Genomic DNA, 15,392 nt, shown 5'->3' with positions numbered 1-15,392 from the left:
GCGGCGCCTGCGCCGGCTGCCCCTAGATGGAATCCGATCGAATCCGACGGAATCCGATCGAATACAATCGGCCACAAAGACCATCGCCCCCGGAGAACCCATGTCCACCCGCATCGTCCGCGCCGCCTGCCCGCACGATTGTCCCGACAGCTGCGCGCTGCTCGTCACCGTCGAGGACGGCCGCGCCGTCAAGGTGGCCGGCGATCCCGACCATCCGGGCACGCAAGGCGTGCTGTGCACCAAGGTGTCGCGTTATACCGAGCGCACCTACCATCCCGACCGCCTGCTGAGCCCGATGAAGCGGGTCGGCCCGAAGGGCAGCGGACAGTTCGCGCCGATCGGCTGGGACGAGGCGCTCGACATCGTCGCGCAGCGGCTCGGCGCAATCGCCGCCCGGGATCCGCAGGCCATCGTGCCCTACAGCTACGCCGGCACGATGGGGCTGGTGCAGGGCGAAAGCATGGCCGCGCGCTTCTTCCACAAGCTCGGCGCCTCGCTGCTCGACCGCACCATCTGCGCCAGCGCCGGCGCCACCGCGCTGCGCTACACCTATGGCGCCAGCGTCGGCATGGACATCGAGCATGTCGAGGACGCGAAGCTGATCGTGATCTGGGGCGGCAACCCGATCGCCTCGAACCTGCACTTCTGGACCCGCGTGCAGCAGGCCAAGCGCCGCGGCGCGACGCTGGTGGCGATCGATCCGTACCGCTCGCTGACGGCCGAGAAGTGCCATCGCCATCTCGCGCCGATGCCGGGCACGGACGGGGCGCTGGCGCTGGCCATCATCCATGTGCTGATCCGCGACGACCTGCTCGACCACGACTACATCGCGCGGCACACGGTCGGCTTCGACGCGCTGCGCGACCGCGCGGCGCAGTTCTCGCCGGCGCATGCCGCGCAGATCTGCGGCATCGATGCCGAGGACATCGAATGGCTGGCCGGCCTGTACGGCACGCTGGCGGTGCGCGAGCGGCAACCGGTCGCGATCCGCCTGAACTATGGCATGCAGCGCGCCCACGGCGGCGGCCAGGCGGTGCGCGCGGTGGCCTGCCTGCCGTCGCTGGTCGGCGCATGGCGCCACGCCGCGGGCGGCTTGCAGCTGTCGACTTCGGGCTTTTTCCCGATCGACAATGCGGCGCTGCAGCGCCCGGACCTGCTGCCGAGCTGGCCGAAGCTGCCGCGCACGATCAATATGTCGACGATCGGCGATGCGCTGCTCGGCGAGGGGCTGCCGGCCGGCACGCCGCCGATCGAGGCGATCGTCGTCTACAACAGCAATCCGGTCGCGGTCGCGCCGCAGTCGGGCAAGGTCGCGGCGGGCTTCGCGCGCGAGGACCTGTTCACCGTGGTGCTCGAGCACTTCCGCACCGATACCGCCGACTACGCCGACATCATTCTGCCGGCCACCACGCAGCTCGAGCACGTCGACGTGCACAAGGCCTACGGCCATACCTACTTCCTCGCCAACAACCAGGCGATCGCACCGCTGGGCCAGGCGCTGCCCAATACCGAGATCTTCCGCCGGCTGGCGCGGCGCATGGGCTTTACCGAGCCGTGCTTCGCCGACAGCGACGAGGACATCGCCGCGCAGGCGATCGCGCGCAGCGACCCGCGCGCGGCCGGCATCGACTGGACGACGCTGAAGGAAAGCGGCTGGCAGAAGCTGAAGCTGCCGGCGGCGCCGTTTGCCGAGGGGGGCTTTCCCAGCCCCACCGGCAAGTGCCAGTTCTACGCGGCCGAGATGATCAAGGACGGCCTCGATCCGCTGCCGGGCTATGTGGCGCCGTACGAGGCGCCCGCCAGCGCGCCGGAGCTGGCGGCGCGCTATCCGCTGGCGATGATCTCGCCGCCGGCGCGCAACTTCCTGAACAGCACCTTCGTCAACGTCGACAGCCTGCGCGCGACCGAGGGCGAGCCGCATCTGGACATCCATCCGGACGACGCCGCCGCGCGCGGCATCGTCGACGGCATGATGGTGCGCGCCTTCAACGACCGCGGCAGCATGCAGGCGCGCGCGCGCGTCACCGACCGCGCGCGCCAGGGGCTGGTGGTCGGGCTGTCGATCTGGTGGAAGAAGCTGGCGCCGGACGGCAAGAACGCCAACGAGCTGACCAGCCAGCGTCTGACCGACATGGGCCGCGCGCCGGTCTTCTACGACTGCCTGGTGCAGGTGGAGGCCGCCGCGCAGGCGGTGACGTGATGGCACGGCGGCCGGCTCGCGTCCGCCTGGCGGCCGCGCTGGCCGCCCTTGCCGCCCCGGCGCTCGGCGCGCTGCTGGCCGGCTGCGAGGCCGTCGGCTACTACGCGCAGTCGATCAGCGGCCATCTGGGCGTGATGGCCCAGGCCACGCCGCTGTCCGACGCGATCGCCTACGCCAACGGCAGCAACGACAAGCGGCTGGCCGACCGGCTCGCGCTGGCCGGGCGCATGCGCGACTTTGCCTCGCGCGAGCTGGCGCTGCCGGACAACGGCAGCTACCGGCACTACGCCAATCTGCATCGTCCCTATGTGGTGTGGAGCGTGTTCGCCACGCCCGAGCTGTCGATGGAGCTGCACAAGTGGTGCTTCCTGGTGGTCGGCTGCATCAACTACCGCGGCTACTACGCGATCGAGGACGCGCACCGCTATGCCGCGGGGCTGCGCAGCCAGGGGCTGGAGACCTATGTGGCGGGCGTGCCCGCCTATTCGACGCTGGGCTATTTCGACGATCCGTTGCTGAACACCTTCGTCTATCTGCCCGAGGGCGAGCTGGCGCGGATGATCTTCCACGAGCTCGCGCACCAGGTGGTCTACGTGCGCAACGACACCACCTTCAACGAGTCGTTTGCCTCCGCGGTGGAGATCGCCGGCGTCGAACGCTGGCTGGCGCGCGAGGCCTCGGCCGACGCGCGCGCGAGCTATCGCCAGTACGATGGGCGCCGCCGGCAGTTCCGCGCGATGCTGCTGCAGACGCGCGCCGAACTCGACGCGCTGTACCGCAAGCCGATCGACGACGAGGCCAAGCGGGCCGGCAAGGCGGCGATCTTCGCCGCGCTGCGCCAGCGCTATGCGGCGCTGAAGGAATCGTGGGGCGGCTACAGCGGCTACGACCGCTGGTTCTCGCAGCCGCTGACCAATGCCCACCTGGCCGCGGTGGCCACCTATCAGCAATGGGTGCCGGCGTTCCTGGCGCTGCTCGAGCAATGCGGCGGCGACTGGAAGGCCTTCTATGCCGAGGCCGCGCGCATCGGCAAGCTCAAGCCCGAGCAGCGCAACGCGCGGCTGCGCGCGCTGGCGCCGAAGGAGCCGACGACCGCGGCGGCGACCGTGAACGCCGCCACCGGCAACACTGCGGTACACAACACTGCGGTGGACAACGCTGTGGCCGGAAATGCCGCGGTGGACAATGCTGCGACCGGCAATGCTGCGACGGCCCACGGTGCGGCAGGCAACGGTGCAACGATCGCCGAACCCGGCGGATCCTAGGGTATTCCCGCGCCGGCGCGCGCACCGACGGCACGGTCGGCCGCCGTTACACTGGCAGCGGTCCAGAGGACTTCATCTAACGTGTTGTCCTGGTGTTGTCTTAAGGGTGCCCGCCGTTTAGCATCGCCGTTTAGCGTTGCAAAAAATCGAACGATCATTCAGAAACCAGGAGACGGCATATGGAAAAGCAGTGGCTGAAACACTATCCGGCAGGCGTCCCCGCCGAGATCGACGCCACCCAGTACCGGTCGCTTGCCCAACTGCTGGAGGAATCCTTTCGGGACTACGCGGACCGGCGCGCCTTCGTCTGCATGGACAAGGCGATCACCTATGCCGAGCTGGACCGGCTGTCCGGCCACTTCGCCGCCTGGCTGCAGTCGCGCGGGCTGAAGCCCGGCGCACGCGTCGCGATCATGATGCCCAACGTGCTGCAATATCCGGTGGTGCTGGCCGGCGTGCTGCGCGCGGGCATGGTGGTGGTCAACGTCAATCCGCTGTACACGCCGCGCGAGCTCGAGCACCAGCTCAAGGACAGCGGCGCCGAGGCGATCGTGATCCTGGAGAACTTCGCCGCCACGCTGCAGCAGGTGCTGTCCGCCACGCCGGTCAAGCACGTGGTGGTGGCCAGCATGGGCGACATGCTCGGCGGGCTCAAGGGCGCGGTGGTCAACTTCGTCGTGCGCAACGTCAAGAAGATGGTGCCCGCGTGGGAGCTGCCGAACTGCGTGCGCTTCCCCACGGCGCTGGCCGAGGGCAGCCGGCTGCAGCGCAAGCCGGTCGATACCGGCCCGGACGACATCGCCTTCCTGCAATACACCGGCGGCACCACCGGCGTGTCCAAGGGCGCGGTGCTGCTGCACCGGAACGTCGTCGCCAACGTGCTGCAGTCGCAGGCCTGGATGCAGCCGGCGCTGGCCAAGGGCGCGCCGATCGACCAGGTGGTGACGATCACCGCGCTGCCGCTGTACCACATCTTCGCGCTGACGGTCTGCGCGTTGCTGGGCATGCGCAGCGGCGGCCTGAGCGTGCTGATTCCGAATCCGCGCGACATCCCGGGCTTCATCAAGGAACTGCAGAAGTACCGCTTCCACATGTTCCCGGCGGTCAACACGCTGTACAACGCGCTGATCAACCATCCGGACATCGACAAGGTCGACTTCTCGGGGCTGCGCGTGGCCAACGGCGGCGGCATGGCGGTGCAGGAGGCGGTGGCCAAGAAATGGCTGGCCAAGACCGGCTGCCCGATCATCGAAGGCTATGGCCTGTCCGAGACCTCGCCGTCGGCGACCTGCAATCCGACCGACAGCGACGCGTTCTCGGGCACCATCGGCCTGCCGCTGCCTTCGACGGAAATCGCCATCCGCGACGACGACGGCCGCGACGTGCCGCTGGGCCAGCCGGGCGAGATCTGCATCCGCGGGCCGCAGGTGATGGCCGGCTACTGGAACCGGCCGGACGAGACCGCCAAGGTCATGACGCCGGACGGCTTCTTCAAGACCGGCGACATCGGCATCATCGACGAGCGCGGCTATACCCGCATCGTCGACCGCAAGAAGGACATGATCCTGGTGTCGGGCTTCAACGTGTACCCGAACGAGATCGAGGGCGTGGTCGCGGAGTGCCCGGGCGTGCTGGAGGTCGCGGCGGTCGGCGTGCCGGACCAGCACTCGGGCGAGGTGGTCAAGCTGTTCGTCGTCAGGAAGGACCCGGCGCTGACCGAGCAGGACGTGATCGCGTTCTGCAAGGACCGGCTGACGGGCTACAAGCGGCCGAAGTACGTCGAGTTCCGCACCGAGCTGCCGAAGACCAACGTCGGCAAGATCCTGCGCCGCGAGCTGCGCGATTCGCGCAAGGCGGCCTGATCGCCGCCACGGCGCCGACGATGACGGCGCCGGCTCAGCACTCGTTGGACGGCGCCAGCCCCGGCTCGCGCCGTCCGTCCGCGTAGACCACGCGCACGCAGCTGCCGACATCGAGCCCTGGCGCCGCCGGGCCGTTGACCGTCGCGGCGGTGCCGTCGTTCAGCTTGATCTCGTAGGCAAAGATGTCGACCTGCTGCACCGGCGCGCGATTCAGCAGCCGGCCCAGGTCGAACGCCAGCCCGACCCCCACGCCGCCGCCGCTCCAGCCGCCCCCGCTGGCGGCGCCGACCCCGACCCCATAGCCCGAATAGCCGCGCGCCTGTTCGACGTCGACCCGTGTGACGAAGCGCTTCTCGGCGATCCGCCCCAGCTTGACCGTGGCGTTGACCGGCGTGATCCGCGGCGCGGGGGGGACGCCCGGCGAGCTGGCGCAGGCGCCGGCGAGGACGGCGACGGCGGTGGCCATGGCGGCCACCGCGGCGGCCCGCGCCGGCAGGCCCAGGACACGCAATGCTTGCGGTTGGGGCCGCTGTTGCAACGGTAGGGGTTTCATGCGGACACCAGAGTCGATTTGAGACGGCCCAGCAGCTTGAACAGCGCGCGCCGCTCGGTCTCGGCGAGCCCTTCGAACAACTGCTCGACCCATTGCTCGTGCGCGCGCGCCATGCGCGTGAAAGCCGCGCGGCCGGCCGGTGTCAGCCGGATCAGATAGGCGCGCCGGTCGTTGGCGAGCGGCTCGCGCGAAACCAGCCCTTCCTGCTGCAGCTGATCGGTGATGCCGGTCACGTTGCCGCCGGTCACCATCATGCGGCGCGACAATTCGCCCATCTTCAGGCCCTCGGGATGGCGCTCGAGCTGCGCCATCAGGTCGAAGCGCGGCAGCGTGCAGCCGAACGACTCGCGCAGCCGGCTGCGGATATCGGCCTCGACCAGGTTGGTGCAGGTCAGCAGCCGCAACCACAGGCGCAGCGCCTCGTGGCTGGCGTCATCGGCGCGGGTTTCGAGATCGACTGGCGCCGCGTTGGGCGCGGCGTCGGCGGCGGAGGTCGGCATTGCAGGCGGGCATCGGGAAATGGTTGACGCCTGAAGTATATGCGTTCGGCCGGCCGCCAGGCTCGCCGCGGCAACCGGCACGGCGCAGCGCAGGAGGGGCGATCAGTCGACCTTGGCGCCCGAGTCCTTGACCACCTTGGCCCACTTGGCGGTTTCCGCGCGGATATGCTGCGCGAACTGCTCCGGTGTATTGCCGACCGGCTCGGCGCCCTGGGCCTGCAGTTTTTCGCGGATCGCCGGGGTGCCCAGCGCCTTGGCGACTTCCTGCTGGATGCGCGACACGATCGCGGGCGGCGTGCCGGCCGGCGCCAGCAGGCCGAACCACGAGCTGGCCTCGTAGTTGGGCAGCTTCGCGGCCTGCGCGATGGTCGGCAGGTCCGGCAGCGCCGGCGACGGCCTGGCGCTCGTTACCGCCAGCGCCTTCAGCTTGCCGGCCTTGATCAGCGACATCGACGACGGCAGGTTGTCGAACATCACCTGCATGGTGCCGCCGGCCAGATCGGTCAGCGCCGGGCCGCTGCCCTTGTACGGGAAGTGGACCATGAAGGTCCGGGTCTGCGTCTTGAACAGTTCGCCGGCCAGGTGGATCGAGGTGCCGTTGCCGCTCGAGGCCATGTTCAGCTTGCCGGGATTGGCGCGCGCGTACGCGATCAGGTCGTTGACGCTGTTGATCCTGTTCTGCTGCGCGAACGCCGGGTTCAACACGAGCACGTTGGGCACCGCGGCGACCAGCGTGATCGGCGCGAAGTCCTTGATCGGGTCGTACGGCAGCTTGCCGTACAGCGACTGGTTGATGCCATGCGTACCGACCGTGCCCATCAGCAGCGTATAACCGTCGGGCTCGGCCTTCGACACGATCTCCGCGCCGATATTGCCGCCCGCGCCGGGACGGTTGTCGACCACCACGTTCCAGCCCGGCAGCTTCGACAGCTCGGCGGCGACCGCGCGCGCCAGGATGTCGGTGGTGCCGCCGGGGGCGAAGGGTACGACCATGCGGATCGGCTTGGCGGGGTAGCTGCCGGGATCGGCGGCGTGCGCGGGAATCTGCCATGCCGTCGCGGCGAGCCCGCTCAGGGTAGCGGCCAGGGTCAGGCGCAGCGCGCGGCGGCGGGTTGCTTGCATCGGTTCGTCTCCTCGGGCGCCTGGCTGGCGCATCGTCTTGTGCTTGCCGGCGGGCCGGCGGGACTGCTGCATTCTAGTGGCGCCGGCGCGGCGCTGCCGATGAGGTGAAGCCCTATGGCACCGCCGCCAGGCCAACAAGAAAGGCACCCGGAGGTGCCTTTCCAAAGCGGGCGTGCCCGCGGTATTGCCGTTGTTCTTAGAACTTGTGGCGGATGCCGATGCCCACGCCGACCATGTTGTCTTCGCCGGCGCCCAGCGGGTAGCCGTTGGCAAAGCTGATCACGGCGCTGTCGAAGTTCAGGCCGGCGTTCTTGGTGTAGGCAGCGGTCAGGTAGATGTCGGTCCGCTTGGTGATGTTGTAGTCCGCCACGAAGCTGACCTGCCACGGGTTCGGAGCGTTGACGCCGTTCAGGTTCTTGACGTCGGCGTAGTAGTACGCCAGCGTCAGGCCCAGCGCGGCGGTGGCCTGGTAGTTGGCGCCGGCCCAGTAGTAGTCGTCGCGATAGATGGTGGCGTCGTTCGGGGCCTTGTTCTGGCCCCAGCGGTAGCCGGCCATCAGCTTGGCCGGGCCGAACGCGTAGCTGGCCGCGGCGCCTGCCTTGCGGAACGTCGCCGTGTCGCCGCCGGTGTTGGCCACGGTCGGGTTCGACTGGTCGTAGGCGATGGTCACGCCGAGCGGACCGGCCGCGTACGCCACCGCGCCACCGTAGCCGGTGTCGCGCCGGAACTGGCCCGGGACTTCGCCGGTGCCGGCGACGCCGTTGCCGAACGACCAGTGCGCGATGGCCGTGACCGGACCGAACTTGCCGGTGTACTTGGCGGTGTTGTCCGAACGGAAGTTGGTGCCCAGCTGATAGGCGATCGGCTCATACTGCGTCGCGTAGCCGGTCGGCGAGAAGTTGGCGAACGCATCGAACATCGAGGTGTACTGGCGGCCGAAGGTGATGCGGCCGACCTGGTTGCTTTCGATCCCGACGTACGCCTGACGACCGAACAGGCGGCCGCCCTGCTGCATGCGGCCATCGTCCACGCCGAAGCCGCTTTCGAGCACGAACAGCGCCTTCATGCCGCCGCCCAGATCTTCCACGCCGCGCAGACCCCAGCGCGAACCGGACAGGCCGCCGGAAGTCACCCCGAACTTGTTCTCCCCACGACCCGGGAATCCGGCGGTGCCGGCCGCGGTCGAGGACATGTTGCTGACGTATTCGATGTTGGCGTCGACCACCCCGTACAGCGTGACGCTCGATTGGGCCTGTGCAGTGCCGGCGAATGCGCCGAGCGCGGCCAATGCAAGAAGCGACTTCTTCATGCTGGTTTATCTCCTGTAGTAAGAATTATTGGTGTGATGCGCGAGGCAGCCTCCTGAGCTCTCCATGGCCCACGCACCCAACTTCGCGAGAAGTTGTCAGGTACTGTAACAAACGGCCTTGTTTGCACAATCGCACAGTCGTTCTATTGTCGGCTTTTCACAACTCAGGGTTTTGGAGTAGCCCGCCAGCCCAAGCCAGTACTGGCAAGGCGCCCCGCGCGGGCGGTCCGAAACGGGGGCGGTACAATGCGGGAATTCCCCGAACCGACCCAAGGCGGCTCATCGTCACTTTCACCGTTACGCGGGCCGCCGCCGTACCGACATGGACAAGCTGATCCACGAATTCGACGTCGCCCTGCGCGCCATCACCGGCGCGACCCGAGCGGGGCGCCCCAGCCCGGCCGAGCCGCTGGCCGAACACGACGACACGCAGCTCGACGCCGGAGAGCGCCGGCATGTCGCCGGGCTGATGCGGGTCAACCATGTCGGCGAGGTCTGCGCCCAGGCGCTGTACCAGGCGCAGAAGCTGACCGCCCGCGATGGTGCGGTGCGCGCGCAGATGGATGCCGCCGCGCGCGAGGAAGAGGATCACCTCGGCTGGTGCGCCGAGCGGCTGCGCGAACTCGGCTCGCGGCCTAGCCTGCTCAATCCGCTGTGGTACGCCGGCGCCTTCGCCATCGGCTGGCTGGCCGGACGGGCCGGCGATCGCGCCAGCCTGGGCTTCGTGTCCGAAACCGAACGCCAGGTCGAGCAGCACCTGACCGGCCACCTGGAGCAACTGCCTGCCGCCGACGCACGCTCGCGCGCGATCCTCGAGCAGATGCGCGACGACGAGGCCCGCCACGGCGCCAGCGCGCGGGAAGCGGGCGGCATCACGCTGCCCGCACCGGTGCGCGCGGCGATGCGCGCGGCCTCGCGCGTGATGACCACCACCGCCTACCGGATCTGAGCAGTTACCCCGGCAGTTACCCCGGCAGTTACCCAATGCTGCGCGCGTTCGGATCGCCGCGATCCGACGCGCGCCGCGGGCTCGCCCCGAGGGCTATCGGCACCGAATCGTTGTATCCTTTGGCCGGGCTCGGGACCGCGGTATTTCCTTGCGCCAGCGACTTCTCCCCTCGTAGTTCTCAGGTGGTTTCTCGGCTTTCTCCCCTAAGACCTTCATTTCATTAGGAATTCACCTTCCTGGTGCGCGCTCGCCCTGCGCTAAGTCTTTGTTCTGATTCCGAAAAACGCCTTTTTGGCACCGTTGACGAGCCTTGACCGCCCAATAGGCTTCCTCTAAAGTGGGGAATAGTGTGAGGAAGTGTATTTTTGTGTGAGGAAAGGGCTTCGGTGTGGGATGATGTGCACTAGCCGAAGCGGACCAGTCAACGCCACGCCAAGCCGCCGCAGGCAGGCGCGGGACGGGGGTGAACTTGTTTCAGGGAGCATCGGCGCTCTCCCTCGATGCCAAGGGTCGGATGTCGATTCCGACGCGGCACCGGGAAGCGCTGCAACAACAGGCCGAGGGCCGGGTGACGCTGACCAAGCACCCGGATGGATGCCTGCTGCTCTTTCCCCGGCCGGAATGGGAAACCTTTCGCACACGCATTGCGGCGTTGCCGATGGACGCGCACTGGTGGAAGCGCATTTTTCTGGGCAATGCCGCGGACGTCGAAATGGACAGCGCCGGGCGCGTGCTGATCGCGCCGGAGCTGCGCAGCGCCGCCATGCTGGACAAGGAAGTGATGCTGCTCGGCATGGGCAGCCATTTCGAGGTCTGGGATGCCGCGACCTACGCCGCCAAGGAACAGCAGGCGATGGCCCAGGGCATGCCTGAAGCATTGAAGAACTTCTCTTTCTGAAGTGGTTATGGAACCGACCCGTACGCCGGGGCCCACCCCCCTGCGCCATCGCACCGTGCTGCTCGACGAAGCCGTCGATGCGCTCGTGTGGCGGCCCGACGGCGTGTACGTGGACGGCACCTTCGGCAGGGGAGGGCACAGCCGGGCCGTGCTGGCGCGGCTGGGACCCGAAGGGGCACTGGTCGCCTTCGACAAGGATCCGGCAGCAATCGCAGAAGCGGGCACCATCAAGGATGCCCGCTTCTCTATTGAGCACGCGAGCTTCGCCGCCATGGGCGAGCGCCTGGCCGGCGCGAAGGTCGCGGGCGTGCTGCTCGACCTGGGGATCAGCTCGCCCCAGATCGACGACGCAGCGAGGGGGTTTTCGTTTCGGTTCGAGGGCCCGCTCGACATGCGCATGGACACCACGCGCGGCATCACTGCCGCCGAGTGGCTGGCGCAGGCCGACGAGCAGGACATCGCGAGGGTGATACGAGACTATGGGGAAGAACGGTTTGCTGTACAGATTGCAAAGGCGATTGTTGCTCGCCGGAGCGAACCCGGCGATGGCGGACGCCTCGCCACTACTGCCGACCTTGCCGCGCTCGTGGCGAAAGCCGTCAAGACACGCGAGAAGGGTCAGGACCCTGCGACCCGCACCTTTCAGGCTCTACGGATTTTCATCAATCAAGAGCTTGCGGACCTCGAAAGCGGTCTGAACGCGGCCTACGATCTGCTCGAGGTAGGGGGACGGCTGGTGGTGATCAGCTTTCATTCGCTGGAGGACCGCATCGTCAAGCGGTTCATGCAGGCGCACGCACGCCCGCAGCAGGACGCCGATCCGGCGCTGCGGCGCGCGCCGCTGCGCGCGGCCGACCTGCCCCAGCCGACCATGAAGCTGCTCGGCCGCGTCAAGCCCGGCCCGCAGGAGACCGCCGACAATCCGCGCGCGCGCTCGGCGGTGATGCGCATCGCTGAAAAACTGGCGCCCGTCGCGCCGCAGGGCGGGGCGCGCGCATGAACCGCCTGACCTTCTTCCTGCTCGGCGCGCTGATCCTGTGCGCGCTGTCGCTGGTCAGCGCCCAGCACGAGGCGCGCACGCTGTTCGTCGCGCTCGAGCGCGAGCAGTCGGAGGAGCGCCAGCTCGAGACCGAGTGGTCGCGGCTGCAATACCAGCAGAGCGCGCTGTCCAAGAGCGCGCGCATTGCCGACGCGGCCCGTGCGCAACTGAAGATGTCGCCGGTCAGCCCCGGCCGCACCCAATACCTGCAGGGCATCGTGCTGCCGCGCGCCGACGGCGCCGCGGCCGGCGAAGGGGGCGATGGCGCAGACAAGCAGCAGTCCAGCGCCAACGCGGAGGCCCGTCCATGACGATGGCCCGTCCCAGCCTGCACCGCCCGCGCGCCGCGCGGCCCGCCGCCACGCGTCCGCGCTCGGGCCAGTTCTCGGCCAGCCCGGTGCTCGGCCTGCGCCTGCCGATGTGGCGCTCCAAGCTGGTGGTGTTCCTGATGTTCGCGGCCTTCGTCGCGCTGGCCGTGCGCGCGCTGTGGATCCAGGGCCCGGGCAACCAGTTCTACGAGGCCGAGGGCAAGAAGCGCTTCCAGCGCACGCTCGAGCTGCCCGCCACGCGCGGCAAGATCCTCGACCGCAACGGCCTGGTGCTGGCCACCAGCCTGCCGGTCAAGGCGATCTGGGCGGTGCCCGAGGACGTGCCGTCGAACCTCGATGCAAGCAAGCTGCGCCAGCTCGCGAAGCTGCTCGACATGTCCGAGAAGGACCTGCGCAAGAAGCTGACCGAGGACAAGAGCTTCGTCTATCTGAAGCGGCAGGTGCTGCCCGACGTCGCCGAAAAGATCGCCGCGCTGAAGATCGACGGCGTGCACCAGAGCGGTGAGTACAAGCGCTTTTACCCGGAAGGCGAGGCGATGGCGCACATCGTCGGCTTCACCAACGTCGAGGACCGCGGCCAGGAAGGCATGGAACTGGCCCGCGAAGGCGTGCTGGCCGGCAAGGCCGGCGCCCGCCAGGTCATCAAGGACCGGCTCGGCCGCGTGGTCGAGGACATCGGCGTGCTGCGCAGCCCGCGCGACGGCCAGGACCTGCAGCTGTCGATCGACGCGAAGATCCAGTACCTGGCCTTCAACGAGGTCAAGGCGGTGGCCGAGCGCAGCAAGGCCAAGGCCGCCAGCGCGGTGGTGCTCGACGCGCAGACCGGCGAGGTGCTGGCGCTGGCCAACTGGCCCAGCTACAACCCGAACGACCGCGCGCGCCTGTCCGGCGAGCAGCTGCGCAACCGCGTGCTGACCGACACCTTCGAGCCCGGCTCGATGATGAAGCCGATCACCGCCGCGCTGGCGCTGCAACTGAAGCGCGTGACGCCGTCGACCGTGTTCCAGACCGACGGCCGCTACACCTTCGAGCGCGCGACGATCTCGGATACCCACAACTACGGCCCGCTGACCGTCGCCGGCGTGATCCAGAAGTCCAGCAACATCGGCACCATCAAGATGGCGATGCTGATGAAGCCGCAGGAAATGTGGGACATGTTCACCAGCCTGGGCCTGGGCCAGGCGCCCAAGCTCGGCTTCCCCGGCGCCGCCGCCGGCCGCGTGCGCCCGTACAAGAGCTGGCGGCCGATCGAGCAGGCCACCATGTCGTACGGCTATGGTCTGTCGGTGTCGCTGATGCAGATGGCGCACGCCTATACGATCTTTGCCCACGACGGCGAACTGATCCCGATCACGATGTTCCGCACCGACGGTCCGGCCAGCGGCGAGCGCGTGATCTCGCCCCAGGTCGCGCGCGATGTGCGCGGCATGCTGGAAATGGTGACGGCGCCGGGCGGCACCGCGACCCAGGCCCAGGTGATGGGCTACCGCGTCGGCGGCAAGACCGGTACCGCCTACAAGCACGTCGGCCGCGGCTACGACCGCAGCAAGTACCGCGCCTCGTTCATCGGCCTGGCGCCGATGTCGAACCCGCGCATCATCGTCGCGGTCAGCGTCGACGAGCCGACCTCCGGCAGCCACTATGGCGGCGCGGTCGCCGGCCCGGTGTTCGCCGCGATCACCGGCGGCACGCTGCGCGCGCTGAACGTCCAGCCCGATTCGCCGATCCGGCAACTGGTGGTCACCGAGAGCGTGCCCGAGACCCTGCCCGATACGCCGCCCGAAACCCTGTCCGCCCGCGGATCCGGGAGCACCGCCCGATGACCGCCCGCAGCAAGCACGCCGCGCTCGAACAGGCCGCTGCCAAGGCAGCGGCCTGGTTGCGCCAGCACGCAGCCGGCACCGCCCGGCTGACCGGCGACACGCGCCGGCTGCGCCAGGGCGATGTCTTCTTCGCCTATGTGCTCGGCAACGCGCGCCTGTCGACCGACGCCCGCCCGTATATCGCCGAGGCGCTGGCGCGCGGCGCCGCTGCGGTGGTCTACGAGAGCCGCGGTTACGACTGGCAGCATGGCGACGCCGTGCCGCATCTGCCGATCGAAGGGCTGGAGCGGCTGGCCGGCCCGATCGCCGCCGCCTGGTACGGCAACGTGGCGCGCGGTCTGGCAATCACCGGCATCACCGGTACCAACGGCAAGACCTCGTGCAGCCAGTGGCTCGCGCGCGTGCTGCAGGCCGCCGGCACCCGCTGCGCGACGATCGGCACGCTGGGCAGCGGCTTTCCGGACGCGCTGCAGCACACCGGCTTCACCACGCCCGACGCGGTGCAGCTGCAGGACAGCCTGGCCGAGCTGCATGCCGCCGGCGCGGCCGCGGTGGCGATGGAAGTGTCCTCGCACGGCCTCGAGCAGGGCCGCGTCGCCGGCACGCCGTTCCGGGTCGCGGTGCTGACCAATCTGACCCAGGACCACCTCGACTATCACGGCAGCATGGCCGAGTACGAGGCGGCCAAGACGCTGCTGTTCCATTGGCCCAAGCTGCAGGCCGCGGTGGTCAACCGCGACGACGCGATGGGCCGGCGCCTGCTGGCGGCCGGCATGGCGGCGCGGCAGGTGATCGAGTACGGCATCGGCGGCCCCGCCGGCGCGACCGGCTTCAGCGGCGGCGCGGCGTGGCTGCGCGCCACCGGCGTCAAGGCGACCCCGACCGGCACCGTGTTCAAGGTCGACGGCAGCTTCGGCAGCGCCGAGGTCGCCACGCCGCTGATCGGCGAGTTCAACGTCAGCAATCTGCTGGCCGTGCTCGGCGCGGCGCTGGCCAACGGCGTGGCCTGGGACGCGGCGCTGGCGGCGCTGCGCGCGCTGCGCCCCGTGGACGGGCGCATGGAGCTGTTCGGCGGACAGGAAGGGCCGCTGGCCGTGGTCGACTACGCGCATACGCCCGACGCGCTGGAGAAGACGTTGAATGCGCTGCGGCCAGTGGTGGCGGCGCGCCAGGGCCGGCTGTGGTGCGTGTTCGGCTGCGGCGGCGACCGCGATCCGGGCAAGCGTCCGCAGATGGGCGCGGTGGCCGAACGGCTGGCCGACGAGGTGGTGCTGACCAGCGACAACCCGCGCAGCGAGGACCCGCAGGCGATCCTCGATGCGATCGCCGACGGCATGCGCGACTTCCGCCGTGGCCGCCAGATCGAGGACCGCGCCGCGGCCATCCTCTATGCGGTCAAGCATGCCGGCGCAAACGACGTGGTGCTGGTGGCCGGCAAGGGCCACGAGGCCACGCAGGAAATCCAGGGCCGCAAGCGGCCGTTCTCCGATCGCGAACATGTCCGCCTGGCGCTGGCGGCGCGCGGGGTATCGGCATGACTGTC

At 69.0% G+C, this 15,392-nt stretch carries 13 protein-coding genes; 9 read left to right on the top strand and 4 right to left on the bottom strand.

Annotated elements, in window-relative coordinates:
* Positions 1-100 precede the first annotated feature (100 nt).
* From FOB47_RS23230 to FOB47_RS23220, 3 genes are all read left to right on the top strand, one after another.
* Entirely contained in the window at positions 101-2,200 is a 2,100-nt protein-coding gene (locus FOB47_RS23230; RefSeq protein WP_174782198.1) for a molybdopterin-containing oxidoreductase family protein, read from the top strand.
* Positions 2,200-3,465: an aminopeptidase gene (locus tag FOB47_RS23225; protein WP_174782197.1), complete on the top strand. Its 1,266-nt coding sequence runs from the start codon at positions 2,200-2,202 to the stop codon at positions 3,463-3,465. Before FOB47_RS23230 ends, FOB47_RS23225 begins: the two co-directional genes overlap by 1 nt.
* A gap of 179 nt (positions 3,466-3,644) precedes the next feature.
* On the top strand, positions 3,645-5,327 hold the full coding sequence (locus tag FOB47_RS23220) for a long-chain fatty acid--CoA ligase (protein ID WP_053822579.1): 1,683 nt from the start codon (positions 3,645-3,647) through the stop codon (positions 5,325-5,327).
* A gap of 34 nt (positions 5,328-5,361) precedes the next feature.
* Here FOB47_RS23220 and FOB47_RS23215 read toward each other — a convergent pair whose 3' ends face one another.
* The 4 genes from FOB47_RS23215 to FOB47_RS23200 all read right to left on the bottom strand — a co-directional run bounded on the left by FOB47_RS23215 (position 5,362) and on the right by FOB47_RS23200 (position 8,811).
* A complete protein-coding gene (locus FOB47_RS23215) occupies positions 5,362-5,793 on the bottom strand; it encodes a hypothetical protein (RefSeq protein ID WP_174782549.1) in 432 nt (143 codons plus the stop codon).
* Positions 5,794-5,876: 83 nt separating this feature from the next.
* Positions 5,877-6,380: a MarR family winged helix-turn-helix transcriptional regulator gene (locus tag FOB47_RS23210; RefSeq protein ID WP_053822578.1), complete on the bottom strand. Its 504-nt coding sequence runs from the start codon at positions 6,378-6,380 to the stop codon at positions 5,877-5,879.
* A 102-nt stretch (positions 6,381-6,482) separates the two neighbouring features.
* Positions 6,483-7,502, bottom strand: coding sequence for a Bug family tripartite tricarboxylate transporter substrate binding protein (locus tag FOB47_RS23205; RefSeq protein ID WP_174782196.1), 1,020 nt, complete (start codon positions 7,500-7,502; stop codon positions 6,483-6,485).
* Between the two features lie 196 nt (positions 7,503-7,698).
* Positions 7,699-8,811 carry a porin gene (locus FOB47_RS23200; protein ID WP_053822577.1) on the bottom strand — a complete coding sequence of 371 codons (1,113 nt, stop codon included), beginning with the start codon at positions 8,809-8,811 and terminating at the stop codon, positions 7,699-7,701.
* A 322-nt stretch (positions 8,812-9,133) separates the two neighbouring features.
* On the opposite strand from FOB47_RS23200, the gene coq7 reads away from it, so the two are divergent.
* From coq7 to FOB47_RS23170, 6 genes are all read left to right on the top strand, one after another.
* Positions 9,134-9,760 (top strand): 2-polyprenyl-3-methyl-6-methoxy-1,4-benzoquinone monooxygenase, encoded by a 627-nt coding sequence (gene coq7 / locus FOB47_RS23195; RefSeq protein ID WP_053822576.1) that lies wholly within the window; start codon positions 9,134-9,136, stop codon positions 9,758-9,760.
* A gap of 469 nt (positions 9,761-10,229) precedes the next feature.
* Positions 10,230-10,658: a division/cell wall cluster transcriptional repressor MraZ gene (gene mraZ / locus FOB47_RS23190; RefSeq protein ID WP_006577764.1), complete on the top strand. Its 429-nt coding sequence runs from the start codon at positions 10,230-10,232 to the stop codon at positions 10,656-10,658.
* Between the two features lie 7 nt (positions 10,659-10,665).
* Positions 10,666-11,658: a 16S rRNA (cytosine(1402)-N(4))-methyltransferase RsmH gene (gene rsmH, locus FOB47_RS23185; RefSeq protein ID WP_174782195.1), complete on the top strand. Its 993-nt coding sequence runs from the start codon at positions 10,666-10,668 to the stop codon at positions 11,656-11,658.
* Entirely contained in the window at positions 11,655-12,008 is a 354-nt protein-coding gene (ftsL, locus tag FOB47_RS23180; RefSeq protein ID WP_174782194.1) for a cell division protein FtsL, read from the top strand. Before rsmH ends, ftsL begins: the two co-directional genes overlap by 4 nt.
* On the top strand, positions 12,005-13,849 hold the full coding sequence (locus FOB47_RS23175) for a peptidoglycan D,D-transpeptidase FtsI family protein (RefSeq protein WP_053822574.1): 1,845 nt from the start codon (positions 12,005-12,007) through the stop codon (positions 13,847-13,849). Before ftsL ends, FOB47_RS23175 begins: the two co-directional genes overlap by 4 nt.
* The gene (locus tag FOB47_RS23170) at positions 13,846-15,387 is read left to right on the top strand and encodes a UDP-N-acetylmuramoyl-L-alanyl-D-glutamate--2,6-diaminopimelate ligase (protein WP_174782193.1); all 1,542 of its coding nucleotides are present in this window, start codon (positions 13,846-13,848) and stop codon (positions 15,385-15,387) included. The genes FOB47_RS23175 and FOB47_RS23170 overlap by 4 nt, the downstream gene beginning before the upstream one ends.
* Positions 15,388-15,392: the final 5 nt, after the last annotated feature.

The sequence above is a fragment of the Cupriavidus gilardii genome (genome assembly GCF_013347325.1).
GTDB lineage: Bacteria > Pseudomonadota > Gammaproteobacteria > Burkholderiales > Burkholderiaceae > Cupriavidus > Cupriavidus gilardii.
Note: the sequence above shows the minus strand (reverse complement) of the source record. Positions and strands in the feature narration are given on the sequence as shown.

What these genes read in the sequence shown, in the direction of transcription:
- FOB47_RS23210 (WP_053822578.1), bottom strand. Translation starts at nt 6,380, where the DNA reads ATGCCGACCTCCGCCGCCGACGCCGCGCCCAACGCGGCGCCAGTCGAT.
- FOB47_RS23200 (WP_053822577.1), bottom strand. Translation starts at nt 8,811, where the DNA reads ATGAAGAAGTCGCTTCTTGCATTGGCCGCGCTCGGCGCATTCGCCGGC.
- ftsL (WP_174782194.1), top strand. Translation starts at nt 11,655, where the DNA reads ATGAACCGCCTGACCTTCTTCCTGCTCGGCGCGCTGATCCTGTGCGCG.
- FOB47_RS23215 (WP_174782549.1), bottom strand. Translation starts at nt 5,793, where the DNA reads ATGGCCACCGCCGTCGCCGTCCTCGCCGGCGCCTGCGCCAGCTCGCCG.
- coq7 (WP_053822576.1), top strand. Translation starts at nt 9,134, where the DNA reads ATGGACAAGCTGATCCACGAATTCGACGTCGCCCTGCGCGCCATCACC.
- FOB47_RS23175 (WP_053822574.1), top strand. Translation starts at nt 12,005, where the DNA reads ATGACGATGGCCCGTCCCAGCCTGCACCGCCCGCGCGCCGCGCGGCCC.
- FOB47_RS23230 (WP_174782198.1), top strand. Translation starts at nt 101, where the DNA reads ATGTCCACCCGCATCGTCCGCGCCGCCTGCCCGCACGATTGTCCCGAC.
- FOB47_RS23220 (WP_053822579.1), top strand. Translation starts at nt 3,645, where the DNA reads ATGGAAAAGCAGTGGCTGAAACACTATCCGGCAGGCGTCCCCGCCGAG.
- FOB47_RS23170 (WP_174782193.1), top strand. Translation starts at nt 13,846, where the DNA reads ATGACCGCCCGCAGCAAGCACGCCGCGCTCGAACAGGCCGCTGCCAAG.
- FOB47_RS23225 (WP_174782197.1), top strand. Translation starts at nt 2,200, where the DNA reads ATGGCACGGCGGCCGGCTCGCGTCCGCCTGGCGGCCGCGCTGGCCGCC.
- rsmH (WP_174782195.1), top strand. Translation starts at nt 10,666, where the DNA reads ATGGAACCGACCCGTACGCCGGGGCCCACCCCCCTGCGCCATCGCACC.
- FOB47_RS23205 (WP_174782196.1), bottom strand. Translation starts at nt 7,502, where the DNA reads ATGCAAGCAACCCGCCGCCGCGCGCTGCGCCTGACCCTGGCCGCTACC.